We start from the raw sequence: 24,151 nt of genomic DNA, 5'->3' as shown, positions 1-24,151 counted from the left end.
TTGGTATCAGTATGAATTAATCAAGCTGATCTAGATCGCGTACCGCACCTTTGTCCGCACTGGTTGCAAAGTGTGCGTAGACTTTTAGAGCTGGCGATACTTTACGAGGACGTACTTCGGCTGGTTTCCATGCCGCAGCGCCTTTTGCTTCCATCGCGGCACGACGAGCGGCTAGCTCTTCGTCAGAAAGCAATACGTTGATTGAACGGTTAGGGATATCGATCAAGATACGATCGCCATTTTCTACTAGACCGATAGCGCCACCCGCAGCCGCTTCTGGAGAAACGTGACCGATGGATAGGCCAGATGTACCACCTGAGAAACGACCGTCAGTCAGTAGGGCACAGGCTTTGCCCAGACCTTTAGACTTGATGTAAGACGTTGGGTAGAGCATTTCTTGCATGCCGGGGCCGCCTTTAGGGCCTTCGTAACGAACGATTACGATATCGCCAGCTTCCACTTTGTCAGCCAAAATGTTGCTAACCGCCTCATCTTGAGATTCTGTTACGTGGGCACGACCTTCAAATACAAGGATCGACTCGTCTACACCAGCACTCTTAACCACACAGCCATCTAGCGCGATGTTACCGTAAAGAACCGCTAGACCGCCTTCTAGAGAGAAAGCGTTTTCAAGAGAGCGGATACAGCCGTTCGCACGGTCGCCGTCAAGTGTTGGCCAACGGCATGACTGGCTGAAGGCTACTTGAGTTGGGATACCACCAGGGCCTGCTTTGTAGAACTCCACCACTTCTGGCGTTGGTGAGTCCATGATGTCCCATTTCTTAAGGCCATCAAGCATGGTGTCAGAGTGAACAGTGTGTACTTGGTTATGTAGGGCACCCGCACGGTTTAATTCACCGAGTAGACCAAAGATACCGCCAGCGCGGTGTACGTCTTCGATGTGGTATTTCTGAGTGTTTGGTGCCACTTTACATAGCTGTGGTACTTTGCGAGAAAGACGGTCGATGTCTTTCATTGTAAAGTCTACGCCCGCTTCACGAGCCATCGCTAGCAAGTGCAGGATAGTGTTAGTTGAACCACCCATAGCAATGTCTAGGGTCATTGCGTTTTCGAACGCTTCGAATGTCGCGATAGAGCGTGGTAGCCACTTCTCTTCGTCTTTTTCATAGTAGTTCTTAGTGATTTCAACGATGCGACGGCCAGCTTCTAGGAACAGACGCTCACGGTCAGCGTGGGTTGCAACCACAGTACCGTTACCTGGAAGACTTAGACCAAGTGCTTCTGTTAGACAGTTCATAGAGTTCGCGGTGAACATACCAGAACATGAACCACATGTTGGACATGCAGAACGTTCGATTTCGGCAACGACTTCATCTGAAACGCTGTCATCTGCCGCGATAACCATGGCATCAACAAGGTCAAGTTTGTGTTCAGAAAGCTTAGTCTTACCCGCTTCCATTGGTCCACCAGAAACAAAGATTACTGGAATGTTTAAGCGCAGAGCAGCCATTAGCATCCCTGGTGTGATCTTGTCACAGTTAGAAATACATACCAGTGCATCCGCACAGTGCGCATTGACCATGTACTCCACAGAGTCAGCAATAAGGTCACGTGATGGTAGGCTGTAAAGCATGCCGTCATGACCCATGGCAATGCCATCATCCACAGCAATTGTGTTAAATTCTTTTGCTACACCGCCCGCTGCTTCGATCTCACGGCAGACAAGTTGTCCAAGGTCTTTTAGGTGTACGTGCCCTGGTACAAACTGCGTGAATGAGTTGGCAACTGCAATAATTGGTTTATGAAAGTCCTCGTCCTTCATGCCTGTTGCACGCCATAGGGCGCGAGCACCGGCCATATTACGGCCGCCGGTGGAAGTTTTGGAGCGGTATGTTGGCATTTGTATCCCCACAATTTATTTTGCTTTCTTTATCCGCTCATGTTACCAAGTTTATTGCTCTCGCCCAAAGCGAAATTTGGCAATATACTGCGTAAATAGACGCTATATTAATGCACACTTTGAACAAGTGCCGTGAACGGTTAAAAGGTATCTAGGACATATGATGTATCACAATGTCGCGCTAGCTCGACAACCAATCGTCGATAATTCGCTATCCACCTTTGGTTATGAGCTGTTGTATCGTCGCGATGTACGCGCTAATAATGCGGATGTTTATGACCAAGTCGGTGCAACGGCGCAAGTGATCACCGCGTGTTTACTAGATCTTGGATTACATAATATCGTTGGTACTGGCAAAGCCTTTGTAAACTTTCCTCGAGGGTACTTGGTTAATCCAAGTGGTGTGCCGCTGCCTAAAGATCATACCGTGATTGAAGTGCTTGAAGACGCAGGCTTTGATGCCGTATTGCTGGCATCATTACGACGTTGGCACAATGCAGGCTTTAAAATCGCTTTAGATGATTTTGTCTTTGAGCCAAAACTGGCACCGTTTGTTGAAATTGCCGAATACATCAAGCTCGATATGCTGGCATTGGGTAAAGAAGCATTTCATCAGCAAGTGGAAGCGTTGCGCCCTTACAACGTCAAAATCATCGCAGAGAAGATTGAGACGTGGGAAGACTATCACTTCGCTAAGTTGTTAGAAGTGGATTACTACCAAGGCTACTTTTTTGAAAAGCCACAAGCGCTGTCTAAAAAGGCATCCAATGTTAATCAAATGACGTTGTTGCAGCTAATGGCCTCTTTGATGAAAGCCAATGATATGTCGATCGCGGAACTTGAAAATATCGTTAGCCAAGACATTGGCCTGGTGCACAAGCTTTTAAAATATCTGAATTCCCCTTTGATGGGCTTAGTGGCCTCGGTTGATTCCCTTCGTTTAGCCATCATGCTCATAGGAACTGAGCAACTAAAGTCCATTACCAACTTACTCTTAATGTCAGAAATGACTGCAGATCGAGAGGTACTTCAAGCCCAGGTTCTGCTCCGCGCTAAGCATGCTGAGCTGTTCGCTCAATCTCAACAATACGCAAATCAAGAACGCTATTTTCTAGCAGGAATGTTGTCGATGATTGATGTGTGCGTGGGCGTGGATTTAGAAGACATCTTATCTGAGTTACCGTTGCCGCTTGAATTTACGGGAGCTATCTTAGAACGGTCAGGAAGAGTGGGATACACCCTCGACTTGATTGAAGCCTACGAAAAAAATCGTCCGATTAAGTCTGAAGAAGACATGAAAACGCTCGCACAAACATACGCTGAAGCTGTGAAATGGGTAGAAGGCTTCCGCGCAGCGGTCTAACAAAGACTGGCAAAGCCTCAAAAAGACGCCGATAAATTTAATCCTGACCAATAGGTTTGTAAGGGGATTCTGACAGGGCTGTAAGGCTTTTCGGTAATGTTAGTGGAATTAACGGAAAAATTCTGATGAGAAAAGTGCAACGCATTGATTTATATTGTTTTTATCTGGTTTTCCGGTTTTCTTTGTAAGTTGCAAGTTGCCAAAATTAGAGTACATTTAGCCTATCCAAAGGGAACTCAAGGATTGAGACAGCACATAGAGGTGCAGCAAAGCAAGGAGCTTTGTGGGATAACTGGAGTAGAGTGATTGGATCACTTGAAGACGGATTTTGACAGGACAAACTAACTCGACGGAATAGAGTTATAGGCCAAGGTGGCAAGTTACGGACTGACAGCGATGGATTCGCACACTCATGGACTGAGCGCTTTAAAGGACTAGAGCAAAAACGGGGCAGCTTAGGCTGCCCTTTTCTTTTTCAATTTCCGTAGATGATCTAATCAACTTTAGCTGTGTTCACGGCATCTATTCTGTTCGAATAAGTTCAAAGCTTACTTAATCCCCCCTGATTTCTTCTTAATGGTTTAATCCAAGTGAATAGCGTTGTAGGGCGAATCTGACATAAGCGTAAGGAATTTCAGTAATATGCAAGGAATAACGGAAAATTGAGGATTGAAAGTTCCTAAGTCATTGAATTTAATGGTAATAGTTTATTATTGGTGTTTTTCCGGCGAGTTGCAAGTTTCTCTGGATGAGGTAAATTAAAGACATCCAAAGGGAGCTCACGGATTGAGATGCACAGAGAAGTGCAGCAAAGCAAGGAGCTTTGTGGGATGACTGGATTGAAGTACGGATCACTTCGAAGACGGATTTTACAGGACAAACAGCTTGACGGACTCAAGCGTAGGCCAAAGATGGCAAGTTACGGATTAACGGCGACGGATTCGCATCTTCAAGGATCGATCGCTTTAACGGAATAGAGCAAAAAACAGGCAGCCTAGGCTGCCTTTTTCTTTGCCTGCGATTTATCAAGTTATCTTTCCCGAGGCATAAAAAAAAGCAGCCGAAGCTGCTTCTTTTAAAACGTCTCAAACTTAGCGCTCTAGGTGCTCAAGCTTGTCTTCAACGCCGTCCCATTCTGCTGCATCTGGAAGTGCGTCTTTCTGCTCCGTAATGTTTGGCCAAATTAGAGAAAGCTCTTGGTTTAGCTCAACGAACACTTCTTGGCCATCTGGCAGTTCGTCTTCAGAGAAGATCGCGCCCGCAGGACATTCAGGTTCACACAGTGCACAGTCGATACACTCGTCTGGGTTAATTGCTAGAAAGTTTGGACCTTCGTAAAAACAATCAACTGGGCAGACTTCTACACAGTCTGTGTATTTACAACGAATACAGTTGTCAGTAACGATGAAAGCCATTCGACTTCTCTCCTAGAATTAGTTCAAAATTTTGCCAGTATTTTAGTGGCATAGGCTGTGAAGCGGCAAGGAACAATTGGCCGTACCGCTAAATTTTCTGATCTTAGCTTATGCAGCTACAGACCGCTTTTCAATTTGTGTAGCAGATTAAGTGCTTCCAGTGGCGTGGTGTTGTCTATATCAACCGCTGCAATGGCCTCTTTTAGCTGACTTGCTTCATCTACTGCAAACATATCCGCTTGCATAGGTGAAGGGCTCACCTGAGCCATCGCTTTTGGTGCTGACTCTTTAACTTGCGGCGCAGTGAATTCTTGTGGCACGGCTTCGGGCTGAACCGCAATTGCATTCTGTTCAGTACGCTCGCCTTCTAGCTCACCCAATTTTTGGCGCGCTTCTAAGATAACGCTTCTCGGCACCCCTGCCAGTTGAGCCACTTGCAATCCGTAAGACTGGCTGGCCGGGCCGTCATGTACTTGGTGCATAAAGACGATGTCGTCTTCGTATTCTGTCGCCGTCAAATGTACGTTGGCAGCATTAGGAAGACGCTCGGCTAAGGTTGTCAGTTCAAAATAGTGCGTGGCGAATAAAACATAGCTGCCTAGCTCATTTGCTAGGTACTCAACCGCTGACCAAGCTAATGACAAACCATCAAAGGTACTGGTGCCTCGGCCCACTTCGTCCATTAGCACCAAGCTGTCTTTGGTGGCATTGTTTAAGATGTTAGCGGTTTCCGTCATTTCCACCATGAAGGTTGAGCGACCACCTGCTAAATCATCCGAAGACCCCATTCGGGTAAAGATACGATCCACTACAGACAGAGAAGCGGCTTCTGCCGGTACAAAGCTACCGGTATGAGCCAATAGGGCAATGATCGCAATTTGGCGCATGTAGGTGGATTTACCACCCATGTTTGGACCGGTGATCATCAGCAAGCTACGGCCTTCGTGAAGGTCTAGGTCATTGGGGATAAACGGATCTGAAATAACAGACTCTACGACTGGGTGGCGACCTGCTTGGATCGACATGCCGCCACGGTTGTGTACTTCTGGGCAGCAAAAACTTAAGCGATTCGCGCGCTCGGCAAAACAACCTAGTACGTCCAATTGCGCAACGGCTTGGCTGGCGGTTTGTAATGGTCCAAGAACATCGTTTAATTTATCGAGTAGCTGCTCGTACAACTGCTTTTCACGTGCTAGTGCTTTGGACTTAGCGCTCAGGGCTTTGTCTTCAAATTCCTTCAGTTCTGGTGTGATAAAGCGTTCAGCGTTTTTCAGGGTTTGGCGGCGAACGTATTCGGTTGGTGCCATATCTGAATGCAAGCGACTGATTTCAATGTAGTAGCCGTGAACTCGGTTGTAACCCACTTTTAAAGAAGCGATGCCAGTGCGCTCTTTTTCGCGTCGCTCCACTTCTGCCAAATAATCGGTGGCGTTAGTGGAAAGAGAAATTAACTCATCTAACTCTTCGTCGTACCCTTGTGCCATCATGCCACCATCACGAATCACAGCAGGTGGGTTTTCGACTAAAGCGCGCGCTAGTTCGTCCGTTAGCTCTGGTTGTTCAACCAGACGATCGTGTAAATGTGCTAAACGGCTGTTATCAGGGATTTCGCTTAAAATACGGCGTAGCTCAGGCATGGTTTCTAGTGCCATGCGTAGACGTACTAAGTCTCTTGGGCGCGCTGAGCGCAGTGCCACACGAGATAAGATACGCTCCATATCACCCACGGCTTTGATGGTGCTTTGTAGAGTTTCAAAGGTGAAGTTATTTAATAGAGCATGTACCGCCTGCTGACGACCGTGAATTTCATCAAGATTGCGGATCGGTGTGTGTAACCAGCGTTTTAAAAGGCGTGATCCCATTGGCGTGGCACAGCTGTCGATGACGCTCATCAATGTATTACTCGTGCTGCCGTTGAGATTTTGGTCAATCTCTAGGTTGCGACGAGTGGCACCATCAATCAGTACAGAATCATCACGTTGCTCGACGCTGATTGCTTGGATATGGGGTAGCGATGAGCGTTGGGTGTCTTTAGCGTATTGAAGTAAGGCGCCAGCTGAGGCAATGGCTGCGGTTAAGGCTTCACAACCAAAGCCAGATAAGTCTTTGGTATTAAACTGTTGAATGAGCTGGCGGTAGCTTGATTCAAAATCAAAGTGCCAAGGGCCTAATTCGCTGACGCCGCGCTCAAGGGTAATCAAATCGCGAGCAGGGAAGTCTTCAGACAGTAGAATCTCTTTGGGAGATAAACGCTGCAATTCGCTGGCTAGGGCTTCATGACCATCTACTTCAAACACACAGAAGCGGCCGCTGGCCATATCTAGGTAAGAGAAGCCAAAGACATCTAGACCTTTGCGCTGAACGTGAGCAACGGACAATAAAAGGTTTTCCCGTTTTTCTTCAAGAAACGCTTCATCACTGATGGTGCCGGGCGTCACGATGCGCGCCACTTGACGCTCGACAGGCCCTTTGCTGGTGGCTGGATCACCCACTTGCTCTGCGATAACAACCGATTCCCCCATACGTACTAAGCGAGCGATGTAGTTTTCTGCTGCATGGAATGGAATGCCTGCCATCGGGATCGGTTTTCCGCCAGAGTGTCCACGTGCGGTCAAGGTGATATCTAGCAGCTCAGAGGCGCGTTTTGCGTCGTCATAGAACAACTCGTAGAAGTCTCCCATACGGTAAAACAGCATTTGATTAGGGTGCTGTGATTTTAGGCCAAAGTATTGGCGCATCATTGGCGTATGATTGTCTTTATCGGATTGGCTCATGTGTGACGACTCACGTTGTATGGATGAAACAGGGCCGATATTCTAAGGCATAATCTATTGATATTTAAGGGAACGACATGCTTGATGACAAAATCCTTAATGACTTAGTGGCTGACGTCGCCGAGTGCTTAATGGAAAAAGGGGTAATGCTGGTGACTGCGGAGTCTTGTACTGGCGGCCTAATTGGCGCGTATTGCACGGAAATGGCGGGAAGTTCCGCTTGGTTTTATGGCGGGATTATCAGCTATGCCAATGAAGCTAAAATGTCTGGCCTGGGTGTGTCGGCTACCACGCTAGAACAAGAAGGCGCAGTAAGTGAGGCGACAATCAGGGAAATGTGTGCAGGAGCCTTGCAGTTTGGGGGGGATGTCGCGATCGCGGTAAGTGGTGTAGCTGGCCCCAGTGGTGGTACAGCCGAAAAGCCAGTAGGGTGTGTTTGGATTGGCTGGCAACTGGCAGGGCGGGATGCCAAGGTGGAGCGTTGTCAGTTTACTGGAACACGTTCTGACATTCGCCAAGCAACCGTGGCACATGCTTTGACGCAATTGTTAACTCTGATGAAATAAAAAAATCTGTGTTTTTATACAGTATTTTTCTTGAGCACAATTTTAAAAAGCGTTACATTAGGCGCAGTTTAAATCTACGGATACACCACTTAGGATTGAAATATGGCTAGCACGGCAGACAACAAGAAAAAAGCGTTAGACGCAGCGCTTTCACAAATCGAGCGTCAGTTTGGTAAAGGCGCCATCATGAAAATGGGTGAAGGTGCAAAATTAGACATCGAAACGGTTTCTACGGGCTCTCTAGGTCTAGACATCGCTTTGGGTGCTGGTGGCCTGCCATATGGTCGTATTTGTGAGATCTATGGTCCAGAATCTTCAGGTAAAACGACTCTGACGCTTAGTGTGATCGCAGAAGCTCAGAAGCAAGGTAAAACATGTGCCTTCATCGATGCGGAGCACGCGTTAGACCCATCTTATGCAGAAAAACTAGGTGTAAACATCGGTGAGCTACTGGTGTCTCAACCAGATACTGGTGAACAAGCTCTAGAAATTTGTGACATGTTAGTTCGTTCAAACAGTGTTGATGTGGTCATCGTTGACTCGGTTGCAGCCTTGGTTCCAAAGTCTGAAATCGAAGGTGAAATGGGTGATTCATCAGTTGGTGTACAAGCGCGTTTGCTTTCTCAAGCGATGCGTAAACTGACTGGTTCTATCAAGCATGCGAACTGTCTAGTTGTCTTCATTAACCAGATCCGTATGAAGATTGGTGTGATGTTTGGCTCGCCAGAGACCACAACTGGTGGTAACGCTCTGAAATTCTACAGTTCGGTGCGTCTAGATATTCGTCGTATTGGCTCTGTGAAGCAGGGTGACGAAGTGATTGGTAACGAAACCCGTGTGAAAGTGGTGAAGAACAAAATTGCGCCACCATTCAAACAAGCGGAATTCCAAATCATGTATGGTGCGGGCATCTACCGCATGGGCGAAATCATCGACTTGGGTGTGAAGCAGGGCTTCATTGATAAGTCGGGTGCTTGGTACGCTTATGGTGGTAACAAAATTGGTCAAGGTAAAGCCAATGCTGCGCAGTACTTAGCGGATAACCCTGCCATTGCGCAAGAAGTCGAGGGCATGATTCGTGATGCTTTACTGACTAAGACAAAGAAAGCGGATGAGGCGTCTTCTGCAGCAGCTGATGATGCGAATGAAGAACTAGACTTCTAATATCATTGGCTATTCGGTTTTCCGATTTAGATTTAAAAAAAACAGTCCAATAGGGCTGTTTTTTTGTTTACTGTGTTAAAAAAAGTAAGGCCTATGGAGTCTGTTACGGGAAGGAACTATTCTTACTTAATTAGTATCGTTGATGCCTAGGTGTACAGGATGACAGTTTTTCTAACATTAGTGATTGCAGCAGGTGTATCGGCAGTCATGTTGCTGGCGAGCATATGGTGGTATTGGAGAACTAAGCGTAATTTGTCTTCTGTATCGGAGGGTGAAGAAGGTGTTGATGTGTCTGACTCGAACGAAGAGAGTTTTGTAGAAACGGTCGCTCCGGACGCCGTTCAAAGGCCATCACAAAAAGAGCGCTGGCTAGAATTGCTCGCTCAGCAAAGAGCTTTATGTGATGAACTCATTGAGGGGCAACAAGGCAGTGGAGACGATGCTCTCACCTTACAGTGTTGGCAAACTTTCCTTGATATTGAACGGGACTTGGTCGAACGTGATAGTGCAAATGTTGCAGATTATCTTAATAAGTTTGAGTTTGTCTTAGAGCGCTTGAAGCAGGCTCAGGAGATTGATGCCTTATTAAAACGCCTATCAGTAAGTAATCAAATTCTGAAGCAGTTAAACAAAGTGATCCAGAAAACTGGTGATGCGGCATTTGAGCAAATGAATAAGACCGCACAACTGAATTTACAGCTAGATCAGTTGCAAGATTCGTTACAGCGAGAAGAGGCTTTGGATCAGGAGCTTGCAGAGATTCGTGCGGAGCTAGCCAGTCTTCATGAGTTGGGAGAACAGATACAACAATCCGCTAAAGATAAAGGCTCTTCCGATGAAGATTATATGAATATGCTGTCTGAATTCTTAGGTAGTGCTTCTTCGGATAGTTTCCTCGCACCAATCAAGACAGAACTGGATGAGAAGGTTGATGAATTACAGCACCTTGCGGACTACCGTAGTCAGGTAATCGAGGAGCTTAAAGAGCAGCTTAAATCTTTGCGTGATACTTCTGATGGTCAGCATGATCACATAGCTGTTTATGATATTGCGTTTGCTAGATTAGAAAAGAGCTTATTGGAGAGTAACAAAGTTATTAAAGCTCTTGAGCATAAATTGGAGAGTTTGCAGACGATCAAATATAACTTGAATGTGGATATGCGCAAACGTGAAGAAGAGTTAAAGGTTAAGGATGCAAAGCTTAAAGCTTCTGGTCAAGAGGCGAAGCTACGGGCTCAATCAGCCATTGCTAGAGAGCAAAGCTCAATTGAGGCCATTGCAAGTTTTATGGATACGGCGCCTTTGACAGCAGAATATGCCGATTTCGAAGAAGCCCAAAGTGAGAGGCTTGCGACGTTACAGGAGCTGGTAAACGAGTCAGAGCTCTATGTAAATGTATTAGAGCGAGACTTGGATAAAGAGCGAGTGGAGCACGAGCAGCTGTTAGCCAGACTTGAAAATGACCATGGGCAACCGCTTACTTTATCGCCACATGAAGAAGATGAGTTGAACAACCTTCGCGAGGCTAATTCTGAGTTAGAAAGCGAAAAAATTAGCTTGTTAGAGCAACTATCAAACACGACAGAGGATTCGGATGCGGTAGAAGAGCTGCAACGAAAAATCAAGGAGTTGGATATGAAGATCGAAACGGTTCAGGTGAATTATGTCAATATGGAAGAGCGTTATCTTAATTCGTTAATGTCTTAATTCTCCTATATATGGCTGCTGAGAGCAGGCGTTATCAGTCCTGCTCGGTGCAATCCTCTTCGATCGCGTAACGAACTTCATCATAGCCAAAGCCGCGGTAAAGCAGGTAGCGCATCTGCTTCGACTTCTTTTGATAATCTCGTTCTACTGCGTCCCCAAATTTTCTTTGTTTTAGGTTTAATGCCAACTCAAACCAATCCACATCAAGTGAGCTGAGCGCCTGCTTAGCCTGCTCCTCACTAATACCCTTTTGTTTGAGCTCATTTAGAATACGTTGTTTACCCAATGGCTTGGCTGATTTGCTTCGGCAAAAGGCTTCAGCAAAACGTTGATCGCTCAAATAGTTAAGTGATGTAAGCTCCTCAATAACCTGGGTAATACTGTCTTCTTCAAAGCCTTTGCGCGACAGCTTCTGTCTCATTTCATATGTGGAGTGCTCTCTGGAGCCGAGTAACCAGAGGGCGTGATTTCTGATATCACTCTGGGACATATTTTAACCACCGCAAAATGGAAATGATTATACCTAAAAGAATCGAATTAAAAACTTATCGTTTATTTTTTAAAATGGCTATTAATTAGTTTTAAATGTTTAATGAAGATAAAAATATAGTGAGAAAAACTTAAAATCTTCTGTAAAAATAGTGGATAGTTCTTTTTGAGAGGTCTGCTATGAAAGTTTGTATATTAGGTGCAGGGGTTGTTGGTTTAACATCCGCTTACTATTTGGCCAAAAAGGGAGTTCAGGTAACCGTTTTGGATCGCCAGCCAGACGTTGCGTTGGAAACCAGTTTTGCCAATGCGGGACAAGTGTCGCCTGGCTATTCAGCGCCATGGGCTGCACCAGGTATTCCATTAAAAGCCGTTAAATGGCTCTTTCAAAAGTATGCTCCGCTTAAAATTAGCCCAGAGCTTGAGGCTAAAAAAGTGGTGTGGATGTCTAAGATGTTAGGTAACTGTACGACATCGGCTTACAATACCAACAAATCTCGAATGATGGCGCTGGCAGAATACAGCCGTGATTGCTTTGTTGATTTACGTAAAGAGATTGGCATCTCCTACGACGATGGTCAGGGAGGAACGTTGCAACTGTTTCGTTCTGATGAGCAAGTTGAAGGGGCTGAAAAAGACATTAAAGTGCTGAAATCACTTGGTGTGGCACACGAGGTGTTAGACCCGAAAGCTATCTTGGCTGTGGAGCCTGGATTAGCGCCCGTTATTCACAAGTTTAAAGGTGGCCTGCGTCTTACGGGTGACGAAACGGGTGATTGCTTGATGTTCTGTCAGTCTTTAAAGAAAGAGTGTGAGTCATTAGGTGTTGAATTCAAGTTTAATACTTCTATAGAGCGTATTCTTGTCGAGCAAGGCCAAGTGCGATCCGTAATTACCAATGAAGGTGATGTGTCTTGTGAGCAGCTTCTGGTGTGTTTGGGGAGCTATTCAAAAGAAATGCTCAAGGCAATCGGCTTGGATGTACCAATCTACCCTGTCAAAGGCTACTCTTTAACTGTGCCGATCACTGATCAAGCGTATGCGCCGACCTCGACTATTATGGACGAAACATACAAGGTCGCTGTGACGCGTTTAGGAGATCGTATTCGTGCGGCGGGTACGGCTGAATTAACAGGCTACAACCTAGATTTGCCGAAATCTCGCACAGACACTATCACTCACGTTGTTGGTGATGTGTTCCCTCAAGGCGCTAACCTGAGCGAAGCTGAGTATTGGACTGGGTTACGACCAATGACACCTGATGGCACACCAATTATTGGTGAGACGCCCATCAAAGGTCTCTACCTCAATACAGGTCATGGAACCTTAGGTTGGACCATGAGCTGCGGTTCAGCAGCAATCATTGCTGATATTATGATGGGCAGCCAAACGGCGATTGATTCGTCGGAACTTGCCGTGAAACGTTACGCAAAATAAGGGGCTCCGATGTCTAGGCCACTTACAGCGACCGTCGATTTAGAGGCGATCCTGTCAAATTACCGATACGCAAAAAAGCTACATCCTAAATGTAATGCTTTTGCAGTTGTCAAAAGCGATGCATACGGCCATGGTGCCGTGCGTGTCGCGCAATATTTAGAAGAAGATGCGGATGCATTTGCGGTTGCGACCATTGAAGAAGCGTTAGAGCTTCGAGCGGCGCAGATTAAAAAGCCTATTATGCTATTGGAAGGCGTATTTGAACCTTCAGAGTGGGAGCTTTGTGCCGATCAGGGTTTTTGGGCTGCCATTGAAAATACCATGCAGTTAGAGAGTCTTTTGGCGCTTGGTAAGTCTATCGAGAAGGTGTTTGTAAAACTCGACTCGGGTATGCACCGACTGGGTGTAACGCAAGAAACAGCGCCTGAATTCGTAGAGGCATTGCGAAACTCAGGCTTGGTTGGTGAAGTACTATTGATGACACACTTTGCCTGCGCGGATGATTTGTCAGATATGACGACGATGAAACAGTTGGCGTATTTTGAGCAAACGCGCCAGCTCATTGGGGATATTCAGGCCAGTGTGGCTAATTCTGCTGCGATTATGAAGTGGAGTGTGCCTGAGGGTGGCTGGATTCGCCCAGGGATTATGCTGTACGGCATTTCGCCATTTGCTGAAGTGAGTGGTGCAGAACTTGGTTTAAAGCCTGCTATGACATTGAGTTCGAAGGTCATTTCCGTAAGACAAATAAAAGCCGGCGATCAAGTGGGTTACGGTTTGTCTTATCAGGCACCAGAGGATCATCAGTTAGTAACGATTGCAGCAGGTTATGGGGATGGCTATCCCCGATCCGCGGATCATGGAACCCCTTTGCTTATTAAAGGTAACGCCGCTGAATTAGCTGGCCGAGTTTCCATGGATATGATTACTGCGAAACTCTCAGATAACGACACTACGAATCTTGCTATCGGCGACGAAGTGGTTCTATGGGGTGACGGTGTGCCAGTTGAGCATGTCGCCCACTGCTCGAAAACCATAGGTTATGAGTTGGTGACGCGTATGACATCGCGTCCCAGTCGTATTTATCTGACTAAAGATTAGCGTTGATTGTTGTTCCTTAATATGGATTGATAGCGTGGAAACCCTATCAATCCGTCTTTTTTGATCAAAAAATGGCAAAAATCATTTTTTAAGTTTTGATCAACTACTCTATTTCCGTGTACTATTTTCTACCTTTCTAAAGTGCATAATGGCGCCCTAATAGGAGCCAGTCGTACTGTTTAATTTGCCAGATATTTAGAGATAGAGTCTCATCCAATATGAAGAGTTCTGAGTTACGCCAGTCATTTTTGTCTTTCTTTGAAAGCAAGCAGCACCAAATCGTCGAGTCCAGCTCGCTGATTCCTGGGAACGATCCGACCTTGTTGTTCACAAACGCGGGGATGGTGCAATTTAAAGATGTTTTTCTTGGGGCTGATCAGCGCCCTTACACTCGAGCGACTACATCGCAGCGCTGTGTTCGAGCGGGTGGTAAACACAATGACTTGGAAAACGTAGGCTACACGGCGCGTCACCATACCTTCTTTGAAATGTTGGGTAACTTTAGTTTTGGTGACTACTTCAAAGAAGACGCTATCTCTTACGCTTGGGAGTTTTTAACCGGTGTTTTGGGCCTTCCAAAAGAAAAGCTTTTGGTAACTGTTTATGCTGAAGATGATGAGGCGTACAACATTTGGAAAGATAAGATCGGCGTTCCTGCTGAAAAGATCATTCGTATCGGCGATAACAAAGGCGCACGCTACGCATCAGATAACTTCTGGGCGATGGGTGATACAGGCCCTTGTGGTCCATGTACAGAAGTATTCTACGATCACGGTGAGCACATTTGGGGTGGGCCTCCAGGTTCTCCAGAAGAAGATGGCGACCGTTTCATTGAAATCTGGAACGTCGTATTCATGCAGTACAACCGTTCAGCGGATGGTACGATGGCGAATCTACCTAAGCCTTCTGTTGATACCGGTATGGGTCTTGAGCGTATCGCGGCTATCCTGCAAGGTGTGCACTCTAACTACGAAATAGACCTGTTCCAAAATCTAATTAAAGCGTCTGCAGAGGCTGTAGGTGCAGAAGATCTTTCTTCTCAGTCACTACGCGTTATTGCTGACCACATCCGTTCATGTTCATTCATGATCGTTGATGGTGTTGTACCTTCAAACGAAGGTCGTGGTTACGTTCTGCGTCGTATTATTCGTCGTGCAGTTCGCCACGGTAACAAGCTTGGTCAGAAGCAGCCGTTTTTCCACAAGCTAGTTGCAGCGTTGGATGCAGAGATGGGTGAAGCTTACCCTGAGCTACGTAAACTTGCTGATCGTGTCGCATCGATCCTTCTGAAAGAAGAAGAGCAGTTTGCGAAAACGCTAGATCAAGGTATGCGTATCCTTGAAGAAGCTATTTCTAACCTAGGAGATAGTAAAATCATCCCAGGTGAGACCATCTTCAAGCTTTACGATACGTACGGTTTCCCCGCTGACTTAACAAATGACGTTGCACGTGAAGCGGGCCTTGAGATTGACGAAGAAGGTTTTGAAGCGGCAATGGAAGCTCAGCGTGCACGTGCGCGTTCGGCGAGTAACTTCAGTATGGATATGTCTGGCTCTGTTAGTGTGGACGGTCAAACAGAATTTACAGGCTATTCTGACTTAGAAGGCAAAAGCGCTGTTGAGCAAATTCTTGTAGAAGGTGAGTCTGTTGATTCCCTAGAGCAAGGTCAAAAAGGCTTGGTGATCTTGGCTGAAACGCCGTTTTACGGTGAGTCTGGTGGTCAGGTTGGTGACCAAGGCTGGTTCCGTGGCCCTGCTGCAGTGAAAGTAACGAATACTACCAAACAGGGTAAAGTACATCTGCATCATGTAGAAGTACGCGAAGGTGCCTTAAAAGTCGGCGATGTGGTTACGACAGAGGTTGATAAATCTCTGCGTAATGCAACGGCATTGAATCACTCGGCGACTCACCTATTGCATGAAGCGCTTCGCCGTGTGCTGGGTGACCATGTTGTGCAAAAAGGCTCTTTGGTTAACCCTGAGCGTTTGCGCTTTGACTTCTCTCATTTTGAAGGTTTAACAGCAGCAGAACTTGAGCAAGTGGAAGACATGGTTAACGAGCAGATTCGTTTGAACCATGAAACTATCACTGAAATCATGGATATTGAGGCAGCCAAAGAAAAGGGTGCTCAAGCATTGTTTGGCGAAAAATACGAAAGCCAAGTTCGTGTTTTAACGATGGGTGCAGATTACTCAATTGAACTGTGTGGTGGTACACACGTTAAACGCACAGGTGATATTGGTCTGTTTAAGGTTGTTCAGGAAAGCGGTATTGCGGCGGGTGTGCGTCGTATTGAGGCGTTGACAGGTAAAGCTGCGATTGATGCAACGCGTCAAACAGAATTGTCCTTGTCTCAGATTGCAGGCTTATTTAAAGCAAGCAAAGAAGCGGCACTAGATAAAGTGGTTGCTCTTAACGATCAAGCACGTGCATTGCAAAAAGAAATTGATCAACTTAAGTCTAAGTTGGCTGCGCAAGCGGGTGCGGACCTAGCTTCTCAAGCTGTCGCTATCAATGGTGGCAAGTTATTAGTTGCTCAGGTTGAGATCGAAGATCCAAAAGGCCTTCGTGATTTGCTGGATGAATTGAAGAGCAAGCTTGAGTCGGCAGTCATTTTGTTGGCTGCGGTAAACGATGGCAAAGTGAGTTTGATTGCAGGTGTGACGAAAGAGTTAACAGCAAAAGTCAAAGCTGGAGACTTAATCAAAATGGCAGCGCCATATGTGGATGGTCGCGGCGGCGGTCGTCCTGATATGGCACAAGCTGGCGGAAGCAAACCAGAAGGGGTTGCGGAAGTGCTGGCAGTCGTTCCAGACTGGGTTAACGAACGACTATAAATGATTTATGCGCCCCATCGGGGCGCTTTTTAGTTTGGGATATAGAATATGGCATTGTTGGTTCAAAAATATGGCGGTACTTCCGTAGGCTCGGTTGAGCGTATTGAGGCGGTAGCAGACCGTGTCTTGAAGCATAAACAGCAGGGTGACGATATTGTTGTCGTTGTGTCGGCCATGAGTGGTGAAACCAACCGCTTAATCGAATTGGCTAAAAGTATTCAGGGGACCCCTGATGCTCGTGAGATGGACGTGTTGTTGTCCACAGGCGAGCAGGTGACGATTGCGTTATTGAGCATGGCCCTGATGAAGCGTGGTTTGCAAGCCAAATCGTATACGGGTAGCCAAGTTCGTATCACGACTGACAGTGCTCACGGTAAAGCACGTATCCAAGATATTGATACTGAGTCTATGCGAGCAGATTTGGACGCTGGCAAAGTATTGGTTGTGGCAGGTTTCCAGGGTGCGGATGAACACGGCAATATTACGACGCTTGGTCGTGGCGGCTCAGATACGACGGGTGTGGCGTTGGCCGCTGCGTTAAAAGCTGATGAATGCCAAATTTATACCGATGTAGATGGTGTTTACACGACTGACCCTCGTGTGGTCGATAGTGCTCGTCGCCTTGAAAAGATTACATTTGAAGAAATGCTTGAGATGGCAAGTCTCGGCTCAAAGGTGTTGCAGATTCGTTCGGTTGAATTTGCAGGTAAGTATCAAGTTCCATTACGTGTACTTTCAAGCTTTGTGGAAGGTGAGGGTACGCTAATAACTACTGACGGAGAGATTTCTATGGAACAACCAGCCGTTTCTGGTATCGCGTTTAATCGTGATGAAGCAAAATTAACGTTAAAAGGCGTTCCAGACGTACCAGGTGTTGCTTCAAAGATTTTGGGCCCTGTAAGTGATGCAAATGTCGAGGTCGACATGATTGTGCAAAACGTTTCAATGGATGGGACGACGGATTTCACTTTCACTGTGCATCGCAATGATTACGACAAAGCATTGAAAGTGCTTGAAGTGGTAGCGAAAGACTTAAATGCGAAAGAAGTTTTATCGAACGATAACATTGCTAAGGTGTCTATAGTGGGTGTGGGAATGCGATCTCATGCCGGTGTTGCAACAAATATGTTTAAAGCACTTGCAGCAGAATCCATCAATATTCAACTTATCTCCACATCTGAGATCAAAGTGTCTGTCATAATTGATGAGAAATACATGGAATTAGCAGTACGCGCATTACATTCGGCATTCAAACTTAACGATCCTAATGCAGGTGTTAGCGAAGCGTAACACTTTGATACAAGTTCACTGCGATGGGATATGGATTCGAAGTATGAGAGCGGCTACAATTCACCTTGTAAGGAAATTCCTACAAAAGCAGTCAGGGGTTTCTGACATCTCACAAGGATATTAAAGGAGAAGTGTTATGCTTATTTTAACTCGTCGCGTTGGTGAAACTCTAATGGTTGGTGATGAAGTATCAGTAACTGTTTTAGGTGTAAAGGGCAACCAAGTCCGTATCGGTATCAATGCTCCAAAAGATGTTTCTGTTCACCGTGAAGAGATTTACCTTCGCATTCAGAAAGAGCAAGACGACCAAAATTCAGAAGATTAATTTTTTTTGAAAAAAGCCTTTACATAACAAATGAGGCCTCTATAATACGCCGCACTTGTTACGGAGAGTTGGCCGAGTGGCCGAAGGCGCTCCCCTGCTAAGGGAGTATGGGGTGAAACTCATCGAGGGTTCGAATCCCTCACTCTCCGCCATTTTAAATGTGCTGTGCATCCGTAGCTCAGCTGGATAGAGTACTCGGCTACGAACCGAGCGGTCAGAGGTTCGAATCCTCTCGGATGCGCCATTTAAAGTAAAGGCAAGTGTTAAATTAACTAAAACTATCCTTTTAGTTAATCGTGTAAAATTTTAGATATGCATCCGTAGCTCAGCTGGATAGAGTACTCGGCTACGAACCGAGCGGTCGGAGGTTCGAATCCTCCCGGATGCGCCATCTAAAATGAAAAAGTAGTTACGCATCCGTAGCTCAGCTGGATAGAGTACTCGGCTACGAACCGAGCGGTCAGAGGTTCGAATCCTCTCGGATGCGCCATTACTTCCCCTTCTAAGTAAGTTCTAAATGTCTCCATTTTTTTATTTCTCAACATAGCAGATGAAAATCTGGTAATGCTTTTTTGAACTCTACTAGTTGTTTTTATTAAGATTTTTAAAAATCTTACAGTCTTTTGGGTTGCGTTTGTGAAGATGAATATTCATAATATGCAGCACATCGACGGAGAGCTGGCCGAGTGGCCGAAGGCGCTCCCCTGCTAAGGGAGTATGGGGTGAAACTCATCGAGGGTTCGAATCCCTCGCTCTCCGCCATTTTAATACGCATCCGTAGCTCAGCTGGATAGAGTACTCGGCTACGAACCGAGCGGTCAGAGGTTCGAATCCTCTCGGATGCGCCATTCTTTCTTCCTTTTATTCAAGCTTCCGATTTTTGCATAGTCTGCAATAGTGCTTTCAGTTGATCCGTATGTTGTGTGCTTCGGATGGCTCTCAAGTTATCTGCCATGATAGGCCAGTCTCTGCGCAAGTGTGCGCTCCATTGCTTTATGCGTCCAAGGGTTGCAAAGTCGTCATAGTGTTGTAGTAACTCATTGATATAAAGCTCTATAAGTTCGAATAGCTCCGATAAGCTACCAGGAGCACCACCTTTTAATTCTCTAAAGATGAAGGGGTTGCTCAGACTGCCTCGACCAATCATAAAATGCGAGCATCCTGTTGTAGCCATGCAACGTTCTAGCGATGCACGGTCCTGAATGTCGCCATTGGCAATGATCGTCATCTTGGAGCGCTTTACCGCCTCGCCTATTTTTTCCCACCTTGCGGCTGGTCCGTAGCCATCCTTCTTAGTTCGGCCATGTATTGTTAATGTGTCAGCGCCGGCTTTTTCAATCGCCTCTAAGTTTTCAAAAAATAGATCCTCATCAAGGTAGCCAAGTCTCATCTTTGCGGAGAGAGGGATGTTGCTTGCTAACGACTCACGAACAGCTTTGACTACCTGATACAGTGTCTCGGGATCTTGTAGCATGAAAGAGCCACCACCGTGGCCATTCACGCGTTTTGCGGGACAGCCAAAATTTAAGTCCAAATGCGTTACTCCAGCTAAGCTTGCTTCTGTTGCAGTTTTTGCCATGGTTTCAATGTTTGAGCCCAGTAGCTGCAAGTGGACAGGGTGCTTATACGGAGTTTGGCAATGGTTATTTAGCTCTGGGACGAGGCGTTTTAATGATTGGGCAGGTACGCGTCGCTGAGTGACGCGTACAAATTCTGATACGAGGTAATCCATTCCGCCCACTCTTGATAGAAGTGCCCTCATAGTATGATCCATGACACCTTCCATTGGTGCGACGGCCAGTATGATGTTGTGTTCAGTGGGGAGGGAGCTGGCGCAATTAAGCAAGTTCACGTTAGTAACTTCCAAAGCAAAAAAATATGAAATCAGTATTCTTTGTGATACAAAAAGAATAAACACTGGGGAATTTTTGTGCAAAACGGTAATTGCCGAGTGACACAAAGTGACTGTGCTCTGAATTATTCAGATTTTAATGGAAAGTGCTATGAATAACTTAATTAACGATGGTTTTGGCTTAATGCTGCTAGGCATGGGATTCGTTTTCGTTTTTCTTTGCTTGCTTATTATTGCGACCGGCTTGATGTCCAAGTTGATCAATCAATATTTTCCTGAAGCGACTCCGGTAGCAAAGAAACCAAGTGTTGCTCCTACGACTTCGAATTCAGCATCCGCTACGGATCCTAAAATTACAGCAGCAATTACAGCCGCTATCCATCAACATCGTAACCGTTAATACCAATCATAGACGATTAGAGGCCACAAAATGTCGAACAATAAACAACCTCTTGGCATCACGGATGTCGTTTTAAGAGATGCACATCAATCTTTATTTGCAACGCGAATGCGTATCGATGACATGCTTCCTATTGCGGAGAAGCTTGATCAAATTGGCTTCTGGTCGTTGGAGTCTTGGGGCGGTGCAACTTTCGATTCTTGTATCCGTTTTATTGGTGAAGACCCATGGGATCGCATTCGTGAGCTAAAAAAGGCAATGCCAAACACGCCACAACAAATGCTGCTTCGTGGTCAGAATCTGCTAGGTTACCGTCATTATGCTGATGATGTGGTGTCAAAATTTGTTGAGCGTGCTGCGAAGAATGGCGTGGATGTTTTCCGTATTTTTGATGCCATGAATGATCCTCGAAATTTAGAGACGGCCATCAAGGCAGTGAAGGCGGAAGGTAAGCACGCACAAGGCACTATTTCCTACACTAAAAGTCATGTTCACACTCTACAAAACTGGATCGATTACGCCAAAACTCTAGAAGATATGGGAGCGGATTCGATCGCTATCAAGGATATGTCTGGCATTCTGACTCCTTACGATGCCTATGAGTTGGTAGGCAAGCTTAAAGAGCAGACCCAACTAGAGGTGCAACTGCATGCCCATGCTACCTCTGGCTTGTCAGATATGACCATTCTTAAATCTATTGAAGCAGGTATTGACCGCGTTGATACGGCGATTTCTTCTATGTCGATGACATACGGCCACTCTTCAACAGAATCTATTGTTGCAGCGCTACAAGGAACAGATCGTGATACTGGCCTAGATTTAGCTAAGCTAGAAGAAGTTGCTGCATATTTCCGTACGGTTCGTAAGAAGTACGCTAAGTTCGAAGGTTCTCTTCGCGGAACTGATTCTCGTATTCTAATCGCCCAAGTGCCTGGTGGTATGTTGACCAATATGGAAAACCAGCTGCGTGAGCAAGGGGCATCAGATAAGTTCGATGCGGTTTTAGAAGAAATTCCTCGTGTTCGTGAAGATCTAGGTATGATCCCGCTAGTGACACCGACTTCTCAGATCGTTGGCACACAGGCAGTATTGAATGTTTTAACGGGTGAGCGTTACAAGTCTATTTCGAAAGAAACCGCTGGTGTTCTCAAAGGGGAATACGGAGCGGCACCTGCTGAGTTTAATAAAGAGCTTCAAGCGCGAGTATTAGACGGTGCGGAAGCGATTACATGCCGTCCTGCGGATCTGCTTGAGCCAGAAATGGATAAACTATCTGCAGAGCTTAAACAACTAGCTCAAGAAAAAGGTGTGAAACTTGCGTCAGATGAAATTGATGACGTATTGACGTATGCACTGTTCCCACAGATTGGTTTGAAATTCCTGCAAAACCGTGGTGATGCCTCAGCATTTGAGCCAGCCCCAACATTAGAAGACGCTGCACCGGCGGCGGCCCCAAAAGCGGCTCCATCGGAAGGGCCAGCTGTTTACACTGTGAACGTTTCTGGTCAAAGCTTTGTTGTTCAGGTATCAGAAGGTGGTGATGTAAGCAATATTCAACCCGTTTCTGCTCCTCAAGCGTCGGCTCCAGCAGCTTCGCCAGCACCAGCGAGTGGTGGAGAAGACGTGCCTGCACCGCTTGCGGGGAATATTTTTAAGGTACTTGTTTCTCCTGGTCAGCAAGTGGCAGAAGGCGAAACGGTGATGATTATGGAAGCAATGAAAATGGAAACAGAAATTTCTGCGCCGAAAGCCGGTACAGTGGCATCTGTTTACGTGAAAGAGGGCGATGCCGTGCAAGTTGGCCAAGCTCTTTTAGCTCTTTAAAAGGTCGATAACGAATGGAACAGAAATTATTAAACCTTTATCACGATACTGGTATATATCAGCTTGAGCTTGGTCAAGCCATCATGATGGTGGTAGGGCTGTTGCTGATTTATCTTGCTATCAAAAAGGGCTTTGAACCACTTTTACTTTTACCTATTGGTATTGGTGCTGTGTTGGTAAATATTCCTGGGGCAGGTTTTATGTCTGCTCCGGTTTACGATGCGGCGGGACACATGGTGTCGCCAGGTGGATTGCAGTATTACATTTACCACGGTGGTATCGAAACAGGTTTATTCCCTCTGCTTATCTTTATGGGTGTTGGGGCGATGACTGATTTCGGCCCTATGCTTGCGAACCCTAAAACATTACTTCTAGGTGCCGCTGCGCAGTTTGGTATTTTTGCCACGGTTATCGGTGCGGTATTGCTAGGTGCTTCAGGCATTATGGACTTTACATTAGCTGATGCCGCAGCGATTGGTATTATCGGTGGCGCAGATGGCCCAACCGCTATCTTTGTTGCTAGCCGATTGGCGCCAGAACTACTAGGGGCAATTGCCGTTGCGGCGTATTCTTACATGGCACTGGTGCCGCTGATTCAGCCACCTATTATGCGTGCACTGACATCAGTGGAAGAGCGTTCTATTAAAATGGAGCAACTGCGTCACGTAACTAAAGGTGAGAAAATTGTCTTCCCGATTATTGTGACCATTCTAGTAGCAATGTTCTTACCATCAGCCGCTCCATTATTAGGTATGTTCTGTTTTGGTAACTTGATGCGTGAATGTGGTGTTGTAGATCGTCTAAGTGATACGGCGCAAAATGCATTGATTAACATCGTGACTATCTTTCTAGGTTTAGGTGTGGGTTCAAAATTGAGTGCTGAGGCGTTCTTGAATATAGAAACGCTAGGTATTTTGTCACTTGGTTTGGTGGCGTTCTCTATCGGTACCGCTGCTGGTGTGTTAATGGCGAAAGTGATGAACAAATTTTCATCGACTGCAATTAACCCACTTATTGGTGCTGCAGGTGTATCGGCAGTACCGATGGCAGCTCGTGTTGCGAACAAAGTAGGCCTTGAAGCCAATAAGCAAAACTTCTTGCTAATGCATGCAATGGGGCCAAACGTTGCAGGTGTTATTGGTTCTGCGGTAGCTGCTGGTGTGATGCTAAGCTACGTTGGTGGCTAAATAGCGCGACAAGTTAGCTCATATTTCAAAGCCCGCTACTGAAATCAGTAGCGGGCTTTTTGCTTTCAGGGCCTTGGTTTTATTGGGGAGCGGTTTGTTTTGCAAAGTTTTTGGTTGTTTATTGATCGATTGGTGTGTGTTTCTGGTTGATAAGTAAACAGATTCGAGCTTTTTTCGTCATAAAGGGAACTTTTTTAAAAATAATTGAAAAAGAGCTTGCGCTGAAAATTCTGATGCGTATTATACGCACCCACTGACACGGCAGGCCACCACGGACTGCACAGCGAACTGGAAACGGTAAGCAACTTACTCTTAGAGAGTTAAGAAAATGTGTCAACGCTCTTTAAAATAGATAATCAGATAATTTGTGTGGGCGCTCGCTGGAGACTTCTCAAAAACTTTAGAAGTCTTAAATGAGTGACCATGTCAATTCGCTTTACGTTCTTTAGTCTTCGGATTGAAGAATATAGTTAAAGTCAGACGTGATTCATGAGTTTGAGCAAGCTTTTTTAAACTGAAGAGTTTGATCATGGCTCAGATTGAACGCTGGCGGCAGGCT

The 24,151-nt window shown here is 45.9% G+C and carries 17 protein-coding genes and 6 tRNA genes; 18 read left to right on the top strand and 5 right to left on the bottom strand.

All coding sequences use genetic code 11. From position 1 onward, the window contains the following. Positions 1-16: 16 nt before the first annotated feature. The gene (gene ilvD / locus C8D85_RS16720; RefSeq protein WP_133564920.1) at positions 17-1,861 is read right to left on the bottom strand and encodes a dihydroxy-acid dehydratase; all 1,845 of its coding nucleotides are present in this window, start codon (positions 1,859-1,861) and stop codon (positions 17-19) included. 160 nt (positions 1,862-2,021) lie between these two features. On the opposite strand from ilvD, the gene C8D85_RS16715 reads away from it, so the two are divergent. Beyond that, positions 2,022-3,224 (top strand): EAL and HDOD domain-containing protein, encoded by a 1,203-nt coding sequence (locus C8D85_RS16715; protein WP_133564918.1) that lies wholly within the window; start codon positions 2,022-2,024, stop codon positions 3,222-3,224. A 1,091-nt stretch (positions 3,225-4,315) separates the two neighbouring features. Here C8D85_RS16715 and fdxA read toward each other — a convergent pair. Further along, positions 4,316-4,639, bottom strand: a complete 324-nt coding sequence (gene fdxA / locus C8D85_RS16710) for a ferredoxin FdxA (RefSeq protein ID WP_133564916.1) — start codon at positions 4,637-4,639, stop codon at positions 4,316-4,318. A gap of 116 nt (positions 4,640-4,755) precedes the next feature. Beyond that, positions 4,756-7,413 (bottom strand): DNA mismatch repair protein MutS, encoded by a 2,658-nt coding sequence (mutS, locus tag C8D85_RS16705; protein ID WP_133564915.1) that lies wholly within the window; start codon positions 7,411-7,413, stop codon positions 4,756-4,758. Between the two features lie 77 nt (positions 7,414-7,490). On the opposite strand from mutS, the gene C8D85_RS16700 reads away from it, so the two are divergent. The 3 genes from C8D85_RS16700 (at position 7,491) to C8D85_RS16690 (ending at position 10,850) form a co-directional block, all read left to right on the top strand. After that, positions 7,491-7,979 (top strand): CinA family protein, encoded by a 489-nt coding sequence (locus C8D85_RS16700; RefSeq protein WP_133564913.1) that lies wholly within the window; start codon positions 7,491-7,493, stop codon positions 7,977-7,979. A gap of 102 nt (positions 7,980-8,081) precedes the next feature. Next, positions 8,082-9,143 carry a recombinase RecA gene (gene recA / locus C8D85_RS16695; RefSeq protein ID WP_133564911.1) on the top strand — a complete coding sequence of 354 codons (1,062 nt, stop codon included), beginning with the start codon at positions 8,082-8,084 and terminating at the stop codon, positions 9,141-9,143. Positions 9,144-9,302: 159 nt separating this feature from the next. Further along, on the top strand, positions 9,303-10,850 hold the full coding sequence (locus tag C8D85_RS16690) for a hypothetical protein (protein ID WP_133564910.1): 1,548 nt from the start codon (positions 9,303-9,305) through the stop codon (positions 10,848-10,850). Positions 10,851-10,884: 34 nt separating this feature from the next. Here C8D85_RS16690 and C8D85_RS16685 read toward each other — a convergent pair whose 3' ends face one another. Continuing rightward, positions 10,885-11,340, bottom strand: a complete 456-nt coding sequence (locus tag C8D85_RS16685) for a regulatory protein RecX (protein WP_133564908.1) — start codon at positions 11,338-11,340, stop codon at positions 10,885-10,887. 179 nt (positions 11,341-11,519) lie between these two features. On the opposite strand from C8D85_RS16685, the gene C8D85_RS16680 reads away from it, so the two are divergent. The 11 genes from C8D85_RS16680 (at position 11,520) to C8D85_RS16630 (ending at position 19,177) form a co-directional block, all read left to right on the top strand. Next, complete coding sequence (locus C8D85_RS16680; RefSeq protein ID WP_133564907.1) at positions 11,520-12,776, top strand: D-amino acid dehydrogenase; 1,257 nt, start codon at positions 11,520-11,522, stop codon at positions 12,774-12,776. A gap of 9 nt (positions 12,777-12,785) precedes the next feature. Continuing rightward, a complete protein-coding gene (gene alr, locus C8D85_RS16675; protein WP_133564905.1) occupies positions 12,786-13,877 on the top strand; it encodes an alanine racemase in 1,092 nt (363 codons plus the stop codon). 218 nt (positions 13,878-14,095) lie between these two features. Next, positions 14,096-16,714, top strand: coding sequence for an alanine--tRNA ligase (alaS, locus tag C8D85_RS16670; protein WP_133564903.1), 2,619 nt, complete (start codon positions 14,096-14,098; stop codon positions 16,712-16,714). A 48-nt stretch (positions 16,715-16,762) separates the two neighbouring features. Continuing rightward, on the top strand, positions 16,763-18,004 hold the full coding sequence (locus C8D85_RS16665) for an aspartate kinase (protein ID WP_133564901.1): 1,242 nt from the start codon (positions 16,763-16,765) through the stop codon (positions 18,002-18,004). A 136-nt stretch (positions 18,005-18,140) separates the two neighbouring features. Next, the gene (gene csrA / locus C8D85_RS16660; protein WP_055464205.1) at positions 18,141-18,329 is read left to right on the top strand and encodes a carbon storage regulator CsrA; all 189 of its coding nucleotides are present in this window, start codon (positions 18,141-18,143) and stop codon (positions 18,327-18,329) included. A 62-nt stretch (positions 18,330-18,391) separates the two neighbouring features. Further along, positions 18,392-18,481 (top strand) — tRNA-Ser (locus C8D85_RS16655). 15 nt (positions 18,482-18,496) lie between these two features. Then, positions 18,497-18,573, top strand: a tRNA-Arg gene (locus C8D85_RS16650). A gap of 70 nt (positions 18,574-18,643) precedes the next feature. After that, positions 18,644-18,720, top strand: a tRNA-Arg gene (locus C8D85_RS16645). 22 nt (positions 18,721-18,742) lie between these two features. Next, positions 18,743-18,819: transfer RNA gene (locus tag C8D85_RS16640), tRNA-Arg, on the top strand. Between the two features lie 182 nt (positions 18,820-19,001). Continuing rightward, positions 19,002-19,091: transfer RNA gene (locus C8D85_RS16635), tRNA-Ser, on the top strand. A 9-nt stretch (positions 19,092-19,100) separates the two neighbouring features. Further along, positions 19,101-19,177 (top strand) — tRNA-Arg (locus tag C8D85_RS16630). A 17-nt stretch (positions 19,178-19,194) separates the two neighbouring features. Here the strand turns inward: C8D85_RS16630 and C8D85_RS16625 are convergent. Continuing rightward, positions 19,195-20,181 (bottom strand): tRNA dihydrouridine synthase, encoded by a 987-nt coding sequence (locus C8D85_RS16625; protein WP_244937046.1) that lies wholly within the window; start codon positions 20,179-20,181, stop codon positions 19,195-19,197. 151 nt (positions 20,182-20,332) lie between these two features. Here C8D85_RS16625 and C8D85_RS16620 point away from each other — a divergent pair, with 151 nt between their 5' ends. Genes C8D85_RS16620 through C8D85_RS16610 form a run of 3 tightly spaced genes read left to right on the top strand, consistent with a single transcriptional unit; the run spans position 20,333 to position 23,592 of the window. Next, the gene (locus C8D85_RS16620; RefSeq protein ID WP_133564899.1) at positions 20,333-20,581 is read left to right on the top strand and encodes an OadG family protein; all 249 of its coding nucleotides are present in this window, start codon (positions 20,333-20,335) and stop codon (positions 20,579-20,581) included. 30 nt (positions 20,582-20,611) lie between these two features. After that, a complete protein-coding gene (gene oadA / locus C8D85_RS16615; protein ID WP_133564897.1) occupies positions 20,612-22,405 on the top strand; it encodes a sodium-extruding oxaloacetate decarboxylase subunit alpha in 1,794 nt (597 codons plus the stop codon). A 14-nt stretch (positions 22,406-22,419) separates the two neighbouring features. Continuing rightward, positions 22,420-23,592, top strand: coding sequence for a sodium ion-translocating decarboxylase subunit beta (locus tag C8D85_RS16610; RefSeq protein ID WP_133564895.1), 1,173 nt, complete (start codon positions 22,420-22,422; stop codon positions 23,590-23,592). Positions 23,593-24,151: the final 559 nt, after the last annotated feature.

Source organism: Marinomonas communis (genome assembly GCF_004363305.1).
Lineage (GTDB): Bacteria > Pseudomonadota > Gammaproteobacteria > Pseudomonadales > Marinomonadaceae > Marinomonas > Marinomonas communis.
Note: the sequence above shows the minus strand (reverse complement) of the source record. Positions and strands in the feature narration are given on the sequence as shown.